We start from the raw sequence: 18,358 nt of genomic DNA, 5'->3' as shown, positions 1-18,358 counted from the left end.
CAGTGAGTGACACGGTCGCCCGGACGCGGGGCGACGACCGCCGGGATCCCGGCGGTCCGAACTCCCGCACGGCGGTCCAGCTCGACCCGGACCTGGCCATGGCGGTGCTCGGCGCCGCGGACGCCAACCTCCGGGCGCTCGAGGAGCTGCTCGACGCCGACCTGCACGTGCGGGGCGGCACCATGACCATCTCCGGTGACCCCGGCGCCGTCGACCAGGCCTCACGCGTGGTCTCGGACCTGCTGCGGCAGGCCGGACGTGGGGTGGAGATCACCCCGGCGTCGGTGCGACGCTCGGTCGAGATCCTCGCCGACTCCGGGCCGTTGACCCCCGAGGAGGTGCTGGGCACGGACGTGCTGTCCCGGCGCGGCGGGATGATCCGGCCCAAGACGGTGGGGCAGAAGCGGTACGTCGACGCGATCGACGACCACACGGTGGTGTTCGGGCTCGGACCCGCCGGAACGGGTAAGACCTACCTCGCGATGGCCAAGGCGGTCGCCGCGCTGCGGGCCAAGGACGTCAGCCGGATCATCCTCACCCGCCCTGCGGTCGAGGCCGGGGAGCGGCTCGGCTACCTGCCGGGCACCCTGCACGAGAAGATCGACCCGTACCTACGGCCGCTGTACGACTCGCTGCACGACATGATGGACCCGGAGGCCATCCCCAAGCTCATGGCGGCCGGGGTGATCGAGGTCGCCCCGCTGGCCTACATGCGTGGGCGCACCCTCAACGACGCGTTCATCATCCTCGATGAGGCGCAGAACACCACGCCCGAACAGATGAAGATGTTCCTCACCCGCCTCGGGTTCGGCTCGAAGATCGTCGTGACCGGAGACATCACCCAGATCGACCTCCCGGGCGGGCAGCGATCCGGACTCAAAGTGGTGCGCGACATCCTCAAGGGGGTCCCCGACATCCACTTCTCGGAGCTCACCTCCGCGGACGTCGTGCGGCACGCGCTGGTGGCCCGGATCGTCGACGCCTACGCCAAGCACGAGGAACGCCTCGAACGGGGCGAGGACCCCACGACCGGACACAGGAACAGGGAGCACCACCGCAGATGAGCATCGAGGTCGCCAACGAGTCGGGGGTGGAGGTCGACGAGGCCGAACTCATCGACGTCGCCGCGTTCGTGATCGCCCGGATGGACGTGCACCCCGCCGCCGAACTGTCGGTCACGCTCGTGGACAAGGACACCATGGCCGATCTCCACGTGACGTGGATGAACCTCCCGGGTCCCACCGACGTCATGAGCTTCCCCATGGACGAGCTCTCCCCGGGCGGGCGCCCCGACCTGCCCGACCCCGGGCCGGCGATGCTCGGTGACATCGTGTTGTGTCCGGCGTTCGCCGCCGACCAGGCCGCCAGCTCGGGTCATCCGCTCGCGCACGAACTCGCACTGCTGACCGTGCACGGCTGCCTTCACCTGCTCGGGTACGACCATGCCGAGCCGGCCGAGGAACGGGAGATGTTCGGCCTGCAGAACGAGCTGTTGGGTGAGTGGTACGACCACCGGGATGCCTCGCAGGACGACGGCCCGCGCGCGGACACCTGACCCGTGGACCAGATCATCCTCACCGCTGTCGCGGTCGCACTGCTCATCCTGCTCGCCGGCGTCTTCGCCGCCCTCGACGCGGCGCTGAGCACCGTCTCTGTGGCCCGGGTCGAGGAGATGGCCAAGGACTCCCGCTACGGGGCGGCGAGGCTCTCGCGGATGCTGCTCACCCGTCCGCGCTACATCAATGTCACGGTCCTACTGCATCTGTTGAGCCTGATCTCCGGTGTCGTGCTCCTCACCGTCGTGTTCGCCGAACTCATCGAGTCCACGGCCTGGGCGCTGGTCGGGGTGATCGCGGTGATGACCATCGCGGCGTACGTCGTCGCCGGCGTCGGTCCCCGCACGCTGGGGCGCCAACACGCCTACTCGCTAGCCCTCGGGGCCTCGACCCCGATGTGGGTGCTCGGGATGGTCCTGGGCCCCGTCGCCAGCATTCTGGTGGGTGTCGGCAACGCCGTCACCCCGGGCCGGGGATTCCGCAACGGGCCGTTCGCCACGGAGATCGAGCTTCTCGAGATCGTGGACATGGCCCGCGAGCGCGGCGTCGTGGCCGACGACGAATCGCGCATGATCCAGTCGGTGTTCGAGCTCGGGGACACCACCGCGCGCGAGGTCATGACCCCGCGGACGGAGATGGTGTGGATCGAGTCGTCCAAGACGGTCGGTCAGGCCGCCCGGCTCGCCGTCAAGTCCGGGTACTCCCGGATCCCCGTGGTGGACGGCGACAACTCCGACGACGTGGTGGGGGTGATCTACCTCCGCGACATCGTGGCGCGACTGGACGACCCCGACGGCCGCGCGGCTCCGGTCTCGGAGGTGATGCGTCCCGCGGTGTTCGTTCCAGACGCCAAGAGGATCGACGACCTCCTGTCGGAGATGCAGCGGGACCACAACCACCTGGCGATCCTGGTCGACGAGTACGGCGGGACCGCCGGGCTGGTCTCGATCGAGGACATCCTCGAGGAGATCGTCGGGGAGATAGTGGACGAGTACGACACCACCGAGGTTCCCCCCGTCGAGGAGCTGGAGGACGGTCGGTACCGGCTGTCGGCCCGGCTCGGTCTGGACGAGGTCGCGGAGCTGTTCGACGTGGAGTTCGCGGACGAGGTGACGGAGGAGGTCGAGACCATCGGGGGCCTGATGGCGCTCGAGCTCGGCCGCGTCCCGCTACCGGGAGCGCATGTGGTCTCCGTCGGCCTGGACCTGCGCGCCGAGGGTGGTCACGACCGCCGCGGCCGGGTCAGGGTGATCACCGTGGTGGCCGAGAAACTCGACCCCGCCGCCGACCCCGCCGACACCGCTGCCGGTGACGGCGCCGGAGACAAAGCAGACGAGAACGACGACGAGGAGAACCGATGACCACGCCAGAGGGCTTCAGGAGCGGATTCGTCAGTTTCGTCGGTCGGCCCAACACCGGCAAGTCCACCCTCACCAACGCGCTGGTGGGTGAGAAGATCGCGATCACCTCCTCCCGACCCCAGACCACGCGCCACGCGATCCGCGGGTTGGTCCACCGCCCCGACGCCCAGATCATCCTGGTGGACACACCGGGGTTGCACAGGCCGCGCACACTGTTGGGCGAGCGGCTGAACGCCCTGGTGGAGGACACCTACTCCGATGTCGACCTCATCGGCCTGTGCATCCCGGCGGGGGAGCGGATCGGCCCCGGGGACCGCTGGATCCTCGAGCAGGTACGCAAGCTCTGTCCCACGACCCCGATCCTGGGTCTGGTCACGAAGATCGACACCGTCTCCAAGCAGAAGGTCATGGAGCAGCTGGTCGCGGTGTCCACGCTCCTCGGGCCGGACGCCGAGGTCGTCCCGGTCTCCGCCGCGTCCGGTGAGCAGGTGGACGTGGTGGCGGACGTGATCGCCTCACTCCTGCCGGAGGGACCGCGGTTCTACCCCGATGACGTGATCACTGAGGAGTCCGACGAGACCAGAATGTCCGAGCTCATCCGCGAGGCCGCCCTCGAAGGCGTGCGCGACGAGCTGCCCCACTCGATCGCGGTGTCGATCGAGGAGGTACTGCCCCACGAGGGGCGTGACGACATGGTGGACGTCCACGCGACCGTCTACGTGGAGCGGCAGAGCCAGAAGGCGATCGTCCTGGGTAAGGGTGGCTCGCGGATGCGTGAGGTGGGCACCCGAGCCAGGGCGGGCATCGAGCAGCTGCTCGGGACCAAGGTGTACCTGGACCTGCACGTCAAGGTCCTCAAGGAGTGGCAGCGCGACCCCAAGATGCTCGGCAGGCTGGGCTTCTAGCCACCCTCGGCTTCTCTCCACCCGTGCGCCGGTGGTCCTGGCGCACGGCACTCCTAACGCACGGCCGACCGGACGTCCCCCGCGATCGTCTCCCGCGCGGCCCGTCCTTCGGGGGTGGGCTGAAGCGGGTGCACGTGCAGTAGGTCCTTCTCCTCGACATAGGTGACGTCCACGCCGGCAGCGCGGGCCCGCGCCACCGCGAGTCGCACGTCGGGCAGGACGATGTCGCGGGTGGCGGCGAAGACCGTCAGGGGTCCCAGGCCGGTGAAGTCCCCGCACAGCGGGCTCACCCGCGGGTCGTCCAGGGGCAGGTCGTCCCGCCAGGCGTCGATGAACACCCGCAGGCCCTCGCGGGCGAGCCACGGGTCACGGGGTTGGACCCGGTCGATGTCCGGGTTCTCCATCGCCAGGTCGAGTGCGGGGGAGATCAGGATCGTCGCGGGAAGCGGGGGGACACCCCGATCCCGCAGCTCCATGGCCGCGGACAGTGCGATCTGGCCGCCCGCGCTGTCACCGGCGAGACACACCGGGCCGTGCTCGGCCACCTCGTCCCGCACCAGATCGGTCACCCCGGCCACCACGCCCGCTGCCGTGCCGCGGTTCGCTGCAGTCGCCGGGCCCGCCAGAGGGTAGACCGGCACCAGGACGCGGGTGTGGGCCTCGGCGGCCATCTGTGCGCACAGTCGCCAGTGGGGCGCGACGATCTCTCTGGCCCAGGCTCCACCGTGGAGGTAGACCACGGTGCCGCTCGCGGGTGCCCCGGCGGGCTCCAGAACGTAGACCGGCCACCCGTTCCGGTCGGCACGCGCGATCCGGACATCCTCGCGCAACCGCGGAGGGGCGTACGACGCCGGACGCACCGCGGCCTCGTCGAGGAAGTCACGCGCGCGCTGTGGCTCGGCGAACAGGCGCTGACGCCGGGTGGCGCGGATGAGGAGGGGGATGAGGCGGGAGACGAAACTGGGCACAGCGAGACTCTAGCCCTCGCCGGGGGAGCCGGTGCCCCTCCGGGAATGGGACAATGGTCGTCTATGTCCCGCAGGGGAGGAGGCCCGGATGCACCCGTTCACCGACACCGGCCTCGTCGTGCGTACCTACGACCTGGGTGAGGCGGACCGGATCGTCACCCTGCTCACCCAGCACCACGGGTTGGTCAGGGCCGTCGCCCGCGCGGTGCGCCGCACCCGGTCGCGGATGGGCGCCAGCCTGGAACCGTTCGCCGTGGTGGAGGTGCAGATCGCCCCGGGTCGGGGCCGCAGCGGCCTGGGTACAGTCAGGCAGGCGTCGAGCCGTGAGTCGCTGGCCCGCCCCCTCGTGGCGGACTACCCGGCGTACACCTCCGGCTGCGTCGTCCTGGAGACGGCGGAGCGGTTGGCGGGAGAGGAGGGCGCACCGACACCGAGACTGCTCGGCCTCGCCGTCGGGGCTCTTCGCTCCCTGGCCGAACACCGGAGGCCGCCGGGCCTGGTCGCCGACGCGTTCCTCCTCCGCGCCATGGCGGCGTCCGGCTGGGAGCCTGTTCTGGACCGCTGCGTGCTCTGCGGCGTGGTGGGGCCGCACCGCGCGTTCCACGTGCCCTCCGGCGGAACCGTCTGCGTGCGCTGTAGGCCGCAGGGGTGTGCCATGCTCTCCCCGGGTGTCGCCGAGCACCTGTCGGCGCTGTTGGCCGGACGGTGGGAGGGCGTGGCGGTCTCGTCCTCGGCCGTCATCCGCCAGGCCTCCGGGATCGCCGCCGATCATCTGCAGTGGCATCTCGAACGGGACCTGCGCAGCCTGCCGCTGGTCGACCGCGACGGGGTCGACCGTGGCGGGGTCGACCGTGGCGGGACGGACCGCCCTGTGATCGGCCTGCGCGCTGCCGGACCCCCGCCTGCCGGATCCCTGTCCCCCGAACCTGTTGAGGAGCCCCGTGCCCGGACTACCCAGATTCCGTAAGCGCACCGCGTCGAGGGACGGCGCCGCGCCGGTGACCGTCCGGCCGCCCACCCCGCACCCGTCGGGCGCACGACCGCCCGCGATCCCGTCGGAGTTCGTCCCGCGCCACGTCGCGCTGGTGATGGATGGCAACGGACGCTGGGCCCAGGAGCGGGGCCTGCCCCGCACCGAGGGGCACAAGCGGGGCGAGGCGGTACTCATGGACGTTGTCCAGGGGTGCATCGAGATCGGCGTCCCGTACCTGTCCGCGTACGCGTTCTCCACGGAGAACTGGAAGCGCAGTCCGGAGGAGGTGCGCTTCCTCATGGGATTCAACAGGGACGTGCTGCGTCGCCGCCGCGACGAGATGCACGAGCTGGGAGTGCGGGTGCGCTGGGCCGGCAGGCGCCCCAAGCTGTGGAAGTCGGTCATCTCCGAGCTCGAGGAGGCCGAGGAACTCACCCGGGACAACACGGTCATGACGTTGGCGATGTGCGTCAACTACGGCGGTCGTGCGGAGATCGTCGACGCCGCGCGGGATTTCGCGCGTCGGGTCGCCGCCGGGGAGCTGTCGGCCGATGACCTGACGGAGGAGAACTTCGCCCACTTCCTCGACGAGCCGGACATGCCGGACGTGGACCTCTTCCTGCGACCGTCCGGTGAACTGCGGACGTCCAACTTCCTGCTGTGGCAGAGCGCCTACGCCGAGTTCGTCTTCCAGCACACGCTGTTCCCCGATTTCGACCGACGTGATCTGTGGGCGGCGTGCCTGGAGTACGCTGAGCGGGACCGGCGCTTCGGCGGGGTGCCCGGGGCCTGACCCCGGTCCCGGGAGGCGCGGCGTGCCAGGGGACCGCGGGCCGGGGCGAGTGGTCCCCGGGTCAGTCCACCGGACCGGACGGCGCGTCCCGCCGTGAGCCTGCGCAGGCCGCGCAGAGGCCGAACAGCTCGACGGTGTGGGTCACCTCGGTGAAGCCGTGAGCGCCGCCGGCACGGTGCGCCCACGTCTCGACCCCGGGTTCCTCGACCTCCACCGTGAAGCCGCACTCCCGACACACCAGGTGGTGATGGTGGGAATCGGAGCACTTGCGGAAGATCAGCTCACCGGAATCGGTGCGCAGCACATCCACCGCACCGGCGTCGGACATCGACTGCAGCGTCCGGTAGACGGTGGTCAGACCGATCGCGTCACCGCGTTCGCGGAGTTCCGAGTGGAGGTCCTGCGCGGACCGGAACCCCTTGGACTCGTCGAGCAGCGCGGAGATGGCGCTGCGTTGGCGGGTCGAGCGGACGCCGATCGGCTTCTGGGCCCCATCCACTGCTCTACTCCTCCCCGGCGTGCCCGACGGCCGCCTCGACGATGTGTAGCAAGTGGTCGTCGAGCAACTCGTAGCGGATCTCCCGCCCTCGGCGGTGCGCGGAGACGACGTGGGACGACTTGAGCACCCGGAGGTGCTGGCTCACCAGCGGCTGCGCGACGTCGAGGGCGTCCACCAACTCGTGGACGCACCGCGGCCCCTCGCGGAGCTGAAGCACGATCGCGATACGCAGCGGAGCCGACAAAGCACGGAGCAGATCGCCCGCGGCGGAGACCACGTGCTGAGGCGGGAGCGGAACGGGGGCCGCGCGGGAGCCGGGGTCGTGGATCTCCGCGGCAGGTCCGGCGTCTGCCGGGGACTCGGGTCCGGATGCCATTAGCGCAACCTTCCGGGCGCGGTGGGGACCGGCGCCGTGTCGGGTGGGGGACCCCAGTATCCCAGACCGCCGGGGTGGACCGGATACCCTGGTGAGAAGTGCCGCGGGCGCCGGCCCGCGCCGAGGTCGTCCACCCGACACCTCCGCCCACCGACTCACCAAAGGGAGAACCCCCGACGTGGCATCCTCAGCGTCCGTCATCGACTCAGTCGTCAACCTCTGCAAGCGCCGGGGACTGGTGTACCAGTGTGGCGAGATCTACGGCGGAACCCGTTCGGCATGGGACTACGGTCCACTGGGCGTGGAGCTCAAGGACAACATCAAGAAGCAGTGGTGGCGGACCTTCGTCACCGGCCGCGAGGACGTCGTGGGCCTGGATTCGTCGATCATCCTGCCCCGCGCGGTGTGGGAGGCCTCCGGCCACGTCGAGACGTTCACCGACCCGCTGGTGGAGTCTCTCCACACCCACAAGCGCTACCGCGCCGACCACCTCATCGAGGCCTACGTCGCCAAGCACGGGCGCGAGCCGGCCAACGGGCTGGCCGACATCAACGATCCCGTTACGGGCCAGCCCGGGGCCTGGACCGAGCCGCAGCTGTTCTCCGGGTTGATGAAGACCTACCTCGGCCCGGTCGACGACAAGGAGGGCCTGCACTACCTGCGGCCCGAGACCGCCCAGGGCATCTTCGTCAACTACAAGAACGTGATGACCACCGCCCGGCGTAAGCCGCCGTTCGGTATCGGACAGATCGGCAAGGCGTTCCGCAACGAGATCACCCCGGGCAACTTCATCTTCCGGACCCGCGAGTTCGAGCAGATGGAGATCGAGTTCTTCACCAAGCCCGACGAGGCCGACGAGTGGTTCAAGCGGTGGGTCGAGGACTGCTGGGACTGGTTCGTGGACCTGGGGATCGACCCGGAGAACATGCGGCGTTTCGACGTCCCGGACGACGAGCGCGCGCACTACTCGGCGGGCACCATCGACTTCGAGTACAAGTTCGGATTCTCCGGAAACCCGTGGGGCGAGCTGATGGGCGTGGCGAACCGCACGGATTACGACCTCACCCAGCACCAGACCCACTCGGGTGAGGACCTGCAGTACCGCGACCAGGCCTCCGGTGAGAAGTACGTGCCGTATGTCATCGAGCCGAGCTTCGGCCTGACCCGGTCACTCATGGCGTTCCTCATCGACGCCTACACCGAGGACGAGGCGCCCAACTCCAAGGGCGGTGTCGACACCCGGACGGTGTTGAAGCTGGATCGTCGTCTCGCACCGTTCAAGGCGGCTGTCCTGCCGCTGTCCCGAAACGCGGACCTCTCGCCGAAGGCCCGGGATCTGGCCGCACAGCTGCGCAAGAGCTGGAACGTGGACTTCGACGACGCGCAGGCGATCGGCCGACGCTACCGCCGCCACGACGAGATCGGCACTCCGTTCTGCATCACCGTGGACTTCGACACCCTCGAGGACCAGGCGGTGACCATCCGTGAGCGGGACACCATGGAGCAGGAGCGCGTGGCCATCGATCAGGTAGAGGGGTACCTCGCGCAGCGGCTCATCGGCTGCTGACCCGGCGCTGGCACACTGGTCGGGTGAACAGATCCCGGTCCCCGCTGAGAGCGGTGTCCAGGGCCATCGGATGGCTCGTGGTCATCGCGTTGTTGCTGTGTCTCGCCGTGCCCGGATTCGTCGCGTTCCGGGTGTGGCAGGTCGCGCGAGAGGATGACCGCACGTCGGCCGACGCGATCGTCGTCCTGGGCGCGGCCCAGTACGACGGCGTACCCACCCCGGTGTTCCAGTCCCGGCTCGACCACGCCGCCAGCCTGTACGAGCAGGGCGTCGCCCCGCAGATCATCACGGTCGGCGGGAACCAGCCGGGGGACCGGTTCACCGAAGCCGGTGCGGGTCGCTCCTACCTGGCCACCCTGGGGGTGCCGCCCACCGCGATCCTTGCGGTCGAGACGGGCTCCAACACGGTCGGCAGCCTGGACGCCGTCGCGCTGACCGTAGGGGACCAGGGCGGCAACTCCGTGGTATTGGTCAGCGATCCCACGCATTCGTATCGCGCGCGGATGATGGCCCGGGACGCGGGGTTGGACGCGTGGACCTCGCCGACCCGGCAGGGGCCCGCGGTCTGGACTCGGGAGAACCAGATCCTGAGCATCATCCGCGAGACCGGCGCGGTGCTCTGGTACCAGTACCACCGGATCGCCGGCACCGACGTGGACTTCCCCGGGTGAGTGGCGGACACAAGGAGGGGACGCGCATGACGCGGTACGCGTACACCGCGGCAGACGCCGAGCGCCGGGTGGGCGGAGGGCCCGCCCGGGCCCAGGAGACGGCGAGTGAGCGCAGCCCGTTCGAGAGGGATCGTGCGCGGGTCCTGCACTCGGCGGCGCTCCGGCGGCTCGCCGACAAGACGCAGGTGGTCGGGCCCGGGGACGGGGACACCCCACGGACCCGGCTCACCCACTCGCTCGAGGTCGCGCAGATCGCCCGCAGTATCGCCGCCGGCCTCGGCTGCGACCCCGATCTCGCCGACCTGGCGGGGTTGAGTCACGACATCGGGCACCCGCCCTACGGCCACAACGGCGAGCGCGCTCTCGACGAGGTCGCGAGAGCGTTCGGGGGATACGAGGGCAACGCCCAGACCGTGCGGATCCTCACGCGGTTGGAGCCCAAGGTGGTCGACGCCGACGGGCGGGGGGTCGGCCTGGACCTCACCCGCGCGGCGCTGGACGCGGCCACCAAGTACCCGTGGCTGCCGCGAGAGGGCACGAGGAAGTTCGGCGCCTATCCCGACGACGCGGAGACGCTCGCCTGGATCCGCGTGGGCGCGCCCGGGGACACCCGGTGTCTGGAAGCGCAGATCATGGACTTCTCCGACGACGTGGCGTACTCGGTCCACGACGTGGAGGATGCGATCGTGGCGGGCAGGTTGGACCTGAGGTCGTTGACCGATTCGTCGGAGGTCTCGGCGTTGGCCGAGCTGGGCGCGCGCGAATTCCGGGGGCCCGACGCCGACCAGCTCCGCGAGGCGGCAGCACGACTCGGTGCGCTCGACGCGGTCCGTGCCGTCCAGCCGTTCGAGGAGACGTTCGCGGGGGCAGTCGCCCTCAAGGCGTTGACCAGCGAGCTGGTCGGGCGGTTCGTCATGCCCGCCATCCACACCACCCGCCGGGTCCACGGCGAGGTGCCACACGGACGGTACAGCGCCGACCTCGAGGTGCCCCTGCACGTGGAGGCCGAGGTCGTGATGCTCAAGACCATGGCCGTGCGATACGTGATGAGTGACCCGGGGCACCGGGCCCGTCAGGATCGTCAACGAGACAGGATCCACCGGGTGGCCGAGTTCCTGGCCCACTCGGCTCCCGCAGGTCTCGACGCGGTCCTTCGTCCGTTGTGGGACGAGGCCCCGGATGACGCGGCACGGATGCGAGTGATCGTGGACCAGGTGGCCCTCCACACCGAGAGCCGGCTCGAGCGGATCGACCGCGCGAGCGCGGGCATCCAGGCGGCCTGGGGCTGAACAGCCCGCCCGGCTCGCTCGGACTGAAGCATCACCTCGGAGGCGGCCCGATCAGCCCACCGCCCGGGCGAGGTCGCCGACCAGCTTCTCGATGCCGAGCCCGTAGATCGTCCCTCCGGGGGTGAAGCCGGTCCGCACCACGACGAGCTCGGCGGAGGGGACCACCACGATGTACTGCCCGTCGTGGCCCGCGGCCCAATAGGCGTCGGCGGGGATCCCGGGCAGGCGCAACGGGGAGCCGTCGCCGGGGTCGTTGACCCACCACTGCGCGCCGTAGGGTTCGGGCTCTCCGCCGGCCGGGACGACGGTTGTCGCGTAGTCCATCCATCCCGCGGGGAGCAGGCGGCGACCGTCCACCTCGCCGTCATCCAGCGCGAACTGGCCGAACCGCGCCCAGTCCCGCGGAGTCGCCCACAGGTACGAGCTGCACACCGACCGGCCGGAGGCGTCGGCCTCGAGGACAGCACTGGTCATGCCAAGAGGCGCAAACAGCAGCTCGTCGGCCATCTCGGGCCCGAGGCCGGTGCGCTCGTGGAGCAGGTCGCACACGATGTTGGTGGTGCCCGAGGAGTACTGGCGGAACGTCCCGGGGTCGTGGGCGAGCGGCTGGGCGGCGGCGAAGGCCGCCATGTCGGGCTCCGCGAAGAGCATCTCGGTGATGGGGGTGCCGAGGTCGTAGTCCTCGTCCCACTCCAGCCCGGAGGTCATGCGCAGCAGGTCGTCGAGGGAGATCTGCGCCCTCTCGTCGGTCCACTCGGAGCGCAGGGCGGTGCCCGCCGGGTCGAGGTCGGCGTCCGGGAACTCCTGCTGCGCCCGCCCGACCAGGGTGGCGGCCACGCTCTTGGCCATGGACCACCCGAGCTGCCGGGTGTCCGGTCCGAAGCCGTCCGCGTACCACTCGTCCAGGATCTCGCCGCGGTGGACCGCGACGAGTGCGCGCGTGCCCTCGACGTCGGCGGCCCGGTCGAGTGCCGCACCGACCTCGGCCGGGACGTCGGTGGCCTGCGGCAACCCGATGCCCTCCGGGCGATCCTCAGCCGGTCGGACGAGAGAGCTGTACTCGGAACCCTCGGCGCGGCCATCGCCCACCGCGCAGCCGTACTCCGACGCCCAGGCCTCCTGGGCGAAGGCGACGCCCAGGACGGAGCTACGGACCCGCCCCTCGGAGTCGTCGATCTCGGTGCGCAGAAGGGGTACGAGCGGGTTGGGCGGGAGGTCGGACTCCGGGTCGTCACGACCGGTGAGGAAGTGGATCGCGCAGGCGTTATGCGCGGCGTATCCGGTACCGGTCATCAGCATCGGCCGAAACCAGGCGCCCGCCGCGACCACGGCCGCGATGAGCAGGACGAATACCGCGACCAGCGCGATGAGGACCTTCCGCCCGCGACTCATGGCGCTCAGAACCGCCCGCCGGCGCCGCCGCCACCGAAGCCGCCACCGAAACCGCCACCGACTCCGCCGCCGCCGAAGCCACCCCCTCCGCCGAACCCGCCGCCGCCGAACCCGCGGGAGCCGCCGAAGCCCGAACTACCACCGCGGAGCATCCCCTGGATCAGAGCGCCGGCCACCATCCCGCCGACCATCGCACCGGTGTTGGACCCACCGCGGCCACGACCGCCGTACCCGCCCCGGCCCCCGTAGCCCCCGGTGTACTGCTGCCGCGCGACGTCGTCCTGCGCGTGCCGGAGCGCCTCACGGGCGAGTTTCAGGGCGCGGTCCGCGGCGGGGAACGCCGCCGGCCCGGCGGTGCCCTCGGCCGTCGACAGTGACTCCTTGGCGGCCGACAGCCGCGTCCGGGCGGCCTGTCCGACCACGTAGGACCGACTGCCGATGAAGTCGTCCGCCTCCCGCACCGCGCCGCGCGCCCGCGTGAGGGCGGCTTGCCGTGCGGCCCGCGCGCGGTGTGCCGTCTCGGCCTCGTGTCCGGCGGCGGCCAGCGCCTCGTCGAGGGCGCGGTCCACGTCGACCAGTTCGGAGAAGACGCCTAGTGGGTCGGTCTCCCCGTCGCGGCGGGCCCGCTCGAGGGCGTCGCGGGCGGCGGAGGCCGCATTCGTCAGGTTCTGACCGCTCCGGCCCAGGTCCGGGGACCGTAGGAGCCGGGCGGCCTGCCCCAGCTCCTCGTCGACCTCGTCGATCAGAGCGCCGAGGTCGCGGCGGGCGGCAGCGATGTCGTCGGCCGCGTGATCCACGCCGTCGACCAGCTTCTCGGCGCGTGCGAGTTCCTCCTCGGCCGAGCCGATGGCATCGACGGCCTCGGCCTGTTCGCCCACGGGTCGGGCCAGGGCCGTGCGGGCGCGCGAGGTCTCGGCCTCGGCCGCGTCGAGCAGCTCCTTCGCGATCGTCAGGTTGTCGTCGATCGAGGCGAGCACGGCGGCAGGGAACCGGGACCTCAGGTCCTCCATCGACTGCTCGGCCTCGGGGATGCGGGCGCGCAGCGTCACCGCACGCTGGGTGAGGGAGTCGACCGAGGCGGCCCCGTTGATCAGCACGTCACGCATCTCGGCGAACGCCGTGGCCTGTCCCTCGAGCTCACGTTCGGCGCGTTCGGCCCGGGCGGCCACCTCGAGGAGCATCGCCCGGCGCTGCTCGGGGGTCTCGGGAATGTCGTCGTCGAGCCGCTGGATCAGTGAATGCGCTGCCGCGACCTCGCCCCGGGCGGAGTCGAGGGCGGCCCGGAACGGGCGGGTCCGCAGCTCACCGAACTCCCCGGCGGCGGTCGCGAGCGCCGTCGTGGAGGTGTCCACGGCCTGGTCTGCCTCGACCAGCCCGGCCCGGGCGCGCGAATCGAGGACGTCCACCGGCAGCGCGGACATCCGGGTCGTGTCATCTCCGGGTATCTCGCGGGCGGACTCGGCCTGACGGGCCGTGCGGGTGGCCCGGCGCCGGCGGCTGATTAGCAGGACCGCGGCCACCACGATGACGATCACCGCGATGAGTCCCAGCAGGGCCGCGCCGGAGAGCCCGGAGCCCGATCCCTGTCGTTCGAGCCCGTCGGCGGCCCCGATCGCCGCACCGGCCCAGTCGTCCTCCGCCAGTCGCGGCTCGATGTCCCTGTCGGCGATCCGCTGATCCGCACGCGGGTCGGTGGACTCGAACCAGTACCCGCGGTCTCCGACCGCCACCGCGAGCAGCACGTCGGAGGCGCCCAGATCGGACAGTCGGCCGGTCTCCTGTGCCCACAGTTGCGCGGGCACCCCGTCGAAGCTGTCGACGTAGACCACCCAGAGTTGAAGGTTGTCGGTCGACCGGAGCTCTGCGAGTCGGTCCTCGACGGCGGCGGTCTGCCCGCCCAGCACTCCCGCGGAATCCGTGACCTGCTGCTGCAGCCGGGACGGCGGTTCGGCCGAGGCCGACGGCGTCGCCCACCCGAACAGACCGACGAGGAGGGCCGCCAGGAGAGCGACGGCCGCCACCGTGCGGGACCGCGGGTTCCGGACGGCGTGGGTGCGGGGCGGGGGTGCGATCATGCGGCCAGCGTATCGGCCCGGCGCAGTGCGCATGCCGGGCTGCTGCCCCGGAGGCTACTCTTGGCGGCATGGCAGGGCGGATTCCGGAGCAGGACATCGCCGCGATCCGCGAACGCACTCGCATCGAGGAGGTCGTCGGCGAGTACGTCGCGCTCAAACCGGGCGGCGCGGACTCCATGAAGGGCTTGTCGCCGTTCAAGGACGAGAAGACCCCGTCTTTCCATGTCCGGCCCCAGCACGGGTACTTCCACTGCTTCTCGACCGGTGAGGGCGGCGACGTGTTCGCCTTCCTCATGAAGATGGAGCACATCAGCTTCGTCGAGGCCGTGGAGCAGCTCGCCGACAGGATCGGGTACCGCATCTCCTACGAGGGCGGCGGCCAGGTGATCCAGCGTGACCGCGGGACCCGGTCGAGGCTGGTCCAGGCCAACGCCGCCGCGCAGCAGTTCTACGCCGAGCGTCTCCGTGAGGACCCCGAGGCCGAGACCGCGCGTGCGTTCCTGATCGACCGCGGCTTCGATCTCGCCCACGCCGAGCGCTTCGGGTGCGGGTACGCGCCGGCGGGCTGGGACACGATGAGCAAGCATCTGATGCGGCAGGGGTTCGAGCCCAAGGAACTGGAATCGGCGGGTCTGTCCAAGACCAGTTCGCGGGGAACGTTGATCGACCGCTTCCACCGCCGTCTGTTATGGCCGATCCGCAACCTCGCGGGGGAGGTGATCGGCTTCGGCGCGCGCAAGCTCTTCGAGGACGACACTCTGGGCAAATACATGAACACGCCGGAGACGATGCTCTACAAGAAGTCCCAGGTGTTGTTCGGTCTGGACCTGGCCAAGAGGGACGTCGCGTCCCAGCGCCGGGCGGTGGTCGTCGAGGGCTATACAGATGTCATGGCGATGCACGCGGCGGGAGTGACCACGGCCGTCGCCGCGTGTGGCACCGCGTTCGGCGAGGACCACCTGTCCACACTCCGGCGGTTGATGTTGGACGACAACTACTTCCGCGGCGAGATCATTTACACCTTCGACGGGGACGAGGCCGGCAAGAAGGCCGCGATGCGGGCGTTCTCCGGGGACCAGCAGTTCTCCGGTCGCACCTTCGTCGCGGTGGCGCCCGCCGGCCAGGACCCGTGCGATCTCCGGCAGAACAAGGGTGACGCCGCCGTGCGGGACCTCATCTCCACCCGGGTGCCCATGTTCGAGTTCGCCATCCGGTCGATGTTGGACGAGTACGACCTCGATCACGCGGAGGGCCGCGTCGAGGCGTTGCGTCGGACGGTTCCGGTGGTCGCCGACATCCGCGACTCGGCCCTGCGCGACGAGTACGCCCGGCAACTGGCCGGCTGGGTGGGGTGGGACGATCCCGCCACCGTGCTGCGCCGTGTCCGCGAGGAGGCGCGAAAGAGAGGTCGGGCCCGGGCGGCTGCCGCGGGGCCTCGTGGAACCGGACCCCGCGGTCGCGGTCCGGGGGGCGCGGGCGGTGGGCCCCGCCCGCTGCGGGACCGTGCCGAACGCGGCGGGGGGAGGCGCGACGACGACGAGCCGGTCGCGCGGGAGGATCAGCCGGCTCCCGCCGCACCGGCGGGCGTCCCCCTGCCTTCGCCGGCGGATCCGGAGCTGTGGCCGCAACGCGAGGCGCTCAAGGCGGCCCTGCAGTACCCGGGGCTGGCGGGCCCGCTCTTCGACTCGCTCCCGTCGGAGTGCTTCACCCATCCCGCCTACGCCCGGATCGCGGACGCGGTGTCCGCGTCCGGGGGGTGCGCCTCCGGGAAGAGCGGCGCGAACTGGGTGGCCGAGGTGTCCCAGGGGCTGGAGGACGACGGGCTGCGGCGGCTGGTGGGCCTCATGGCGGTCGAGACGCTCCGGGTGGCCGAGGAGGCGCTACCCCGATACGTCTCCGGCGTGCTCGCCCGCCTGCAGGAGGTATGGGTGTCGGGTCAGATCGCCGATCTGAAGTCCAAGGTGCAGCGGATGAGTCCGGCGGCGGACCCGGAGGGGTACTCGGCACTGTTCGGCGACCTCGTGGCGCTGGAGGAGTACCGGCGAGGGCTGCTCGAGCAGGCTGTGGGCGCCACGCCCGACATCGCCTGAGCCGTACGGTAAATGGCCAGGATCGGGCCTGTACGCAGGCTTTTCCCCCGAATGAGAATTATGGCAGAACGCTTATCTGTCCGGTATCGTCGCTCCCGAACCGCGGTCGATCGGTAGTTCCGGTCCAGGCCCGGGACCCGACGACCCCGGATAGGTAGCCCATGCCCATGTCTTCCCGCCGACTCCTCCTGCCCGCGGTTCTCACCGCCTGCGGCATCTGTCTCACAGTTCCCCCGGTGGCGTCCGCTGAGGGGTGGAATCAGGGGCCGGTCCGGTTCAGCGCGTCAGGGGACGACGAGTGCCGGGTCCATTTCACGATCGTCAACGAGACGAACGCCTACTACGTCGTCGACTACGCGGTGGACGGGGAGGATCCGACTTCGCTGGTCGGCGTCCCGGGCATCTGGAGCCAGACGGGGGTGTCCGTCAGGGCCAGGTTCACCCTCAACAGCGTTCCGTACGACATCACCCGGGTCGTCGGGCGTCAGGGTGTGCAGAACTCGGCTCCCGCCGCCCCGGTATTCGCTCCGGGGACGGCACCCTACGTCACCAACCGGGACCCGATCACCACCACCAGAACGGTGAATCTGCTCGACCAGCCCCGTCTGCCCAACCGGGCCTCCGATACGCACACCGTCACTTACCAGGTGGTCCTCGGCCCCCAGTCGGCGGACAAGGGTTTCGATCCCGCCACCGGTCAGTTCGCGCTGCTCGAGACCGAGGTGTCCGGGTGCCAGACGGAAACCGTCTCCACTCTCACCGCCCCGCCGAGCGCGGTACCGGGGGTCCCGGTCGTCCTCGCCGTGCACGTGACGCCCGTGGAGGCCGCCGGCACGGTCCAGTTCTTCGCCGACGGGGATCCGATCGGTGCTCCGGTGGACGTGACCGGCGGTTCCGCGACCCTGCCGCACGTCTTCACCGAGATCGGCGACCCCGTCCTCACCGCGACCTTCACCCCGCAGCCCGTAGAGGACGACACTTTCGACACCCCGTACGCCGCGTCCACCGCCGCTCCGGTGACGATCTCCGTCCGGGACGAGCGCCCGGGCGCCGGATCGCTGAGTGGCAGATAGGGCCAGATGGTACTTACGGTCCGGCGATTCGGTACCGCGATTCTGACGACTTGGTACTCCTCGGGGCAGCCGGGGTGGTCTGCTCAAGGTAGGCGGCGCGACTGCGCCGTCTGTTCCTATTTGAGGAGGCTGCATGGCCGACTACAAAGCCATCATGACGTTGGCGCTTGCCGGGCATAGCTACAGCGAAATCGTCGCCGCCGTCGGGTGCTCGCGACGGGAGATCGCGGCGGTGAAGAAAACGATCACCGCCTACGGCATCACTGCCGGCCAAGCGGCGTCGATGAACCCGGCCGAGATCGCCGGGATGTTCCCCGACGGGCGCAAACGCGTCTCGGAGGACTACATCAAGCCCGATTTTGATCGGGTGCTGGCGTCGATGAAGTTCAATCGGCACTTCACCATCCAGCAGGCCTGGGGCAAATATCTCGCGGACCCCGTCGGGGCCGGGAAGAAGTACGGGTACTCGCAGTACTGCGCCCTGTTCGGCGAGCACACACGGGTCAAGGACGTCGTGGCCACGCTGCATCACGAACCCGGTCGGACGATGCTGGTCGACTGGGCCGGCGACACCCTCGAGGTCCTCGACGCGGTCACCGGTGAGGTCACCAAGTTGTACCTGTTCGTGGCGGTGCTGCCGTACTCCGGTGCGGTGTTCTGTCGCGGTTTTACGGATATGAAGTCCCCGTCCTGGATCGACGCCCACGTCGCGGCGTTCGACTTTTTCGGCGGGGCGCCCCAGATGGTGGTGCCCGACAACCCGACCACCG

At 70.4% G+C, this 18,358-nt stretch carries 16 protein-coding genes and 1 pseudogene; 12 read left to right on the top strand and 5 right to left on the bottom strand.

From position 1 onward, the window contains the following. Nucleotides 1-2: 2 nt before the first annotated feature. Genes CEY15_RS10390 through era form a run of 4 tightly spaced genes read left to right on the top strand, consistent with a single transcriptional unit; the run spans nt 3 to nt 3,822 of the window. On the top strand, nt 3-1,064 hold the full coding sequence (locus CEY15_RS10390) for a PhoH family protein (protein WP_017835640.1): 1,062 nt from the start codon (nt 3-5) through the stop codon (nt 1,062-1,064). Further along, the gene (gene ybeY, locus CEY15_RS10385; protein ID WP_017835639.1) at nt 1,061-1,555 is read left to right on the top strand and encodes an rRNA maturation RNase YbeY; all 495 of its coding nucleotides are present in this window, start codon (nt 1,061-1,063) and stop codon (nt 1,553-1,555) included. Before CEY15_RS10390 ends, ybeY begins: the two co-directional genes overlap by 4 nt. A 3-nt stretch (nt 1,556-1,558) precedes the next feature. Next, nucleotides 1,559-2,917 carry a hemolysin family protein gene (locus tag CEY15_RS10380; RefSeq protein ID WP_095718383.1) on the top strand — a complete coding sequence of 453 codons (1,359 nt, stop codon included), beginning with the start codon at nt 1,559-1,561 and terminating at the stop codon, nt 2,915-2,917. Beyond that, nucleotides 2,914-3,822 carry a GTPase Era gene (gene era / locus CEY15_RS10375; RefSeq protein WP_017835637.1) on the top strand — a complete coding sequence of 303 codons (909 nt, stop codon included), beginning with the start codon at nt 2,914-2,916 and terminating at the stop codon, nt 3,820-3,822. The genes CEY15_RS10380 and era overlap by 4 nt, the downstream gene beginning before the upstream one ends. Before the next feature lie 53 nt (nt 3,823-3,875). Here the strand turns inward: era and CEY15_RS10370 are convergent, their stop codons facing one another. Further along, nucleotides 3,876-4,790 (bottom strand): alpha/beta fold hydrolase, encoded by a 915-nt coding sequence (locus CEY15_RS10370; RefSeq protein WP_095718382.1) that lies wholly within the window; start codon nt 4,788-4,790, stop codon nt 3,876-3,878. Between the two features lie 88 nt (nt 4,791-4,878). Between CEY15_RS10370 and recO the strand changes: the two genes are divergently transcribed. Both recO and CEY15_RS10360 read left to right on the top strand, forming a co-directional pair. Next, the gene (gene recO, locus CEY15_RS10365; RefSeq protein WP_095718381.1) at nt 4,879-5,757 is read left to right on the top strand and encodes a DNA repair protein RecO; all 879 of its coding nucleotides are present in this window, start codon (nt 4,879-4,881) and stop codon (nt 5,755-5,757) included. Between the two features lie 31 nt (nt 5,758-5,788). Further along, complete coding sequence (locus CEY15_RS10360; protein ID WP_095718380.1) at nt 5,789-6,556, top strand: isoprenyl transferase; 768 nt, start codon at nt 5,789-5,791, stop codon at nt 6,554-6,556. A gap of 61 nt (nt 6,557-6,617) precedes the next feature. Here CEY15_RS10360 and CEY15_RS10355 read toward each other — a convergent pair whose 3' ends face one another. Both CEY15_RS10355 and CEY15_RS10350 read right to left on the bottom strand, forming a co-directional pair. Continuing rightward, nucleotides 6,618-7,055, bottom strand: a complete 438-nt coding sequence (locus CEY15_RS10355; RefSeq protein ID WP_095718379.1) for a Fur family transcriptional regulator — start codon at nt 7,053-7,055, stop codon at nt 6,618-6,620. Nucleotides 7,056-7,059: 4 nt separating this feature from the next. After that, a complete protein-coding gene (locus CEY15_RS10350) occupies nt 7,060-7,431 on the bottom strand; it encodes an ArsR/SmtB family transcription factor (protein ID WP_176475081.1) in 372 nt (123 codons plus the stop codon). A gap of 178 nt (nt 7,432-7,609) precedes the next feature. On the opposite strand from CEY15_RS10350, the gene CEY15_RS10345 reads away from it, so the two are divergent. Genes CEY15_RS10345 through CEY15_RS10335 form a run of 3 tightly spaced genes read left to right on the top strand, consistent with a single transcriptional unit; the run spans nt 7,610 to nt 10,958 of the window. Then, nucleotides 7,610-8,998, top strand: coding sequence for a glycine--tRNA ligase (locus CEY15_RS10345; protein ID WP_017835631.1), 1,389 nt, complete (start codon nt 7,610-7,612; stop codon nt 8,996-8,998). 53 nt (nt 8,999-9,051) lie between these two features. Continuing rightward, complete coding sequence (locus tag CEY15_RS10340) at nt 9,052-9,669, top strand: YdcF family protein (protein WP_017835630.1); 618 nt, start codon at nt 9,052-9,054, stop codon at nt 9,667-9,669. Nucleotides 9,670-9,695: 26 nt separating this feature from the next. Further along, on the top strand, nt 9,696-10,958 hold the full coding sequence (locus tag CEY15_RS10335; protein ID WP_095718378.1) for a deoxyguanosinetriphosphate triphosphohydrolase: 1,263 nt from the start codon (nt 9,696-9,698) through the stop codon (nt 10,956-10,958). Between the two features lie 51 nt (nt 10,959-11,009). Here the strand turns inward: CEY15_RS10335 and CEY15_RS10330 are convergent, their stop codons facing one another. Together CEY15_RS10330 and CEY15_RS10325 are read right to left on the bottom strand one after the other, a co-directional pair. Then, entirely contained in the window at nt 11,010-12,350 is a 1,341-nt protein-coding gene (locus CEY15_RS10330; RefSeq protein ID WP_095718377.1) for a serine hydrolase domain-containing protein, read from the bottom strand. Between the two features lie 5 nt (nt 12,351-12,355). Continuing rightward, nucleotides 12,356-14,425, bottom strand: coding sequence for a TPM domain-containing protein (locus tag CEY15_RS10325; protein WP_095718376.1), 2,070 nt, complete (start codon nt 14,423-14,425; stop codon nt 12,356-12,358). Between the two features lie 68 nt (nt 14,426-14,493). On the opposite strand from CEY15_RS10325, the gene dnaG reads away from it, so the two are divergent. From dnaG to CEY15_RS10310, 3 genes and pseudogenes are all read left to right on the top strand, one after another. Continuing rightward, nucleotides 14,494-16,515, top strand: coding sequence for a DNA primase (gene dnaG, locus CEY15_RS10320; RefSeq protein ID WP_095718375.1), 2,022 nt, complete (start codon nt 14,494-14,496; stop codon nt 16,513-16,515). Between the two features lie 167 nt (nt 16,516-16,682). After that, nucleotides 16,683-17,588, top strand: a complete 906-nt coding sequence (locus tag CEY15_RS10315; RefSeq protein ID WP_176475080.1) for an Ig-like domain-containing protein — start codon at nt 16,683-16,685, stop codon at nt 17,586-17,588. A gap of 133 nt (nt 17,589-17,721) precedes the next feature. Continuing rightward, nucleotides 17,722-18,358: pseudogene (locus CEY15_RS10310) on the top strand (DDE-type integrase/transposase/recombinase); the annotation flags it as partial.

Origin of the sequence: Dietzia natronolimnaea (genome assembly GCF_002289575.1) — a bacterium.
Classification (GTDB): domain Bacteria; phylum Actinomycetota; class Actinomycetes; order Mycobacteriales; family Mycobacteriaceae; genus Dietzia; species Dietzia natronolimnaea_A.
This window is presented reverse-complemented; position numbering and strand designations above follow the sequence as displayed.

Coding starts and splice junctions, on each gene's coding strand:
- ybeY (WP_017835639.1), top strand. CDS start 1,061: ATGAGCATCGAGGTCGCCAACGAGTCGGGGGTGGAGGTCGACGAGGCC.
- era (WP_017835637.1), top strand. CDS start 2,914: ATGACCACGCCAGAGGGCTTCAGGAGCGGATTCGTCAGTTTCGTCGGT.
- recO (WP_095718381.1), top strand. CDS start 4,879: ATGCACCCGTTCACCGACACCGGCCTCGTCGTGCGTACCTACGACCTG.
- CEY15_RS10350 (WP_176475081.1), bottom strand. CDS start 7,431: ATGGCATCCGGACCCGAGTCCCCGGCAGACGCCGGACCTGCCGCGGAG.
- CEY15_RS10335 (WP_095718378.1), top strand. CDS start 9,696: ATGACGCGGTACGCGTACACCGCGGCAGACGCCGAGCGCCGGGTGGGC.
- CEY15_RS10330 (WP_095718377.1), bottom strand. CDS start 12,350: ATGAGTCGCGGGCGGAAGGTCCTCATCGCGCTGGTCGCGGTATTCGTC.
- CEY15_RS10325 (WP_095718376.1), bottom strand. CDS start 14,425: ATGATCGCACCCCCGCCCCGCACCCACGCCGTCCGGAACCCGCGGTCC.
- dnaG (WP_095718375.1), top strand. CDS start 14,494: ATGGCAGGGCGGATTCCGGAGCAGGACATCGCCGCGATCCGCGAACGC.
- CEY15_RS10315 (WP_176475080.1), top strand. CDS start 16,683: ATGTCTTCCCGCCGACTCCTCCTGCCCGCGGTTCTCACCGCCTGCGGC.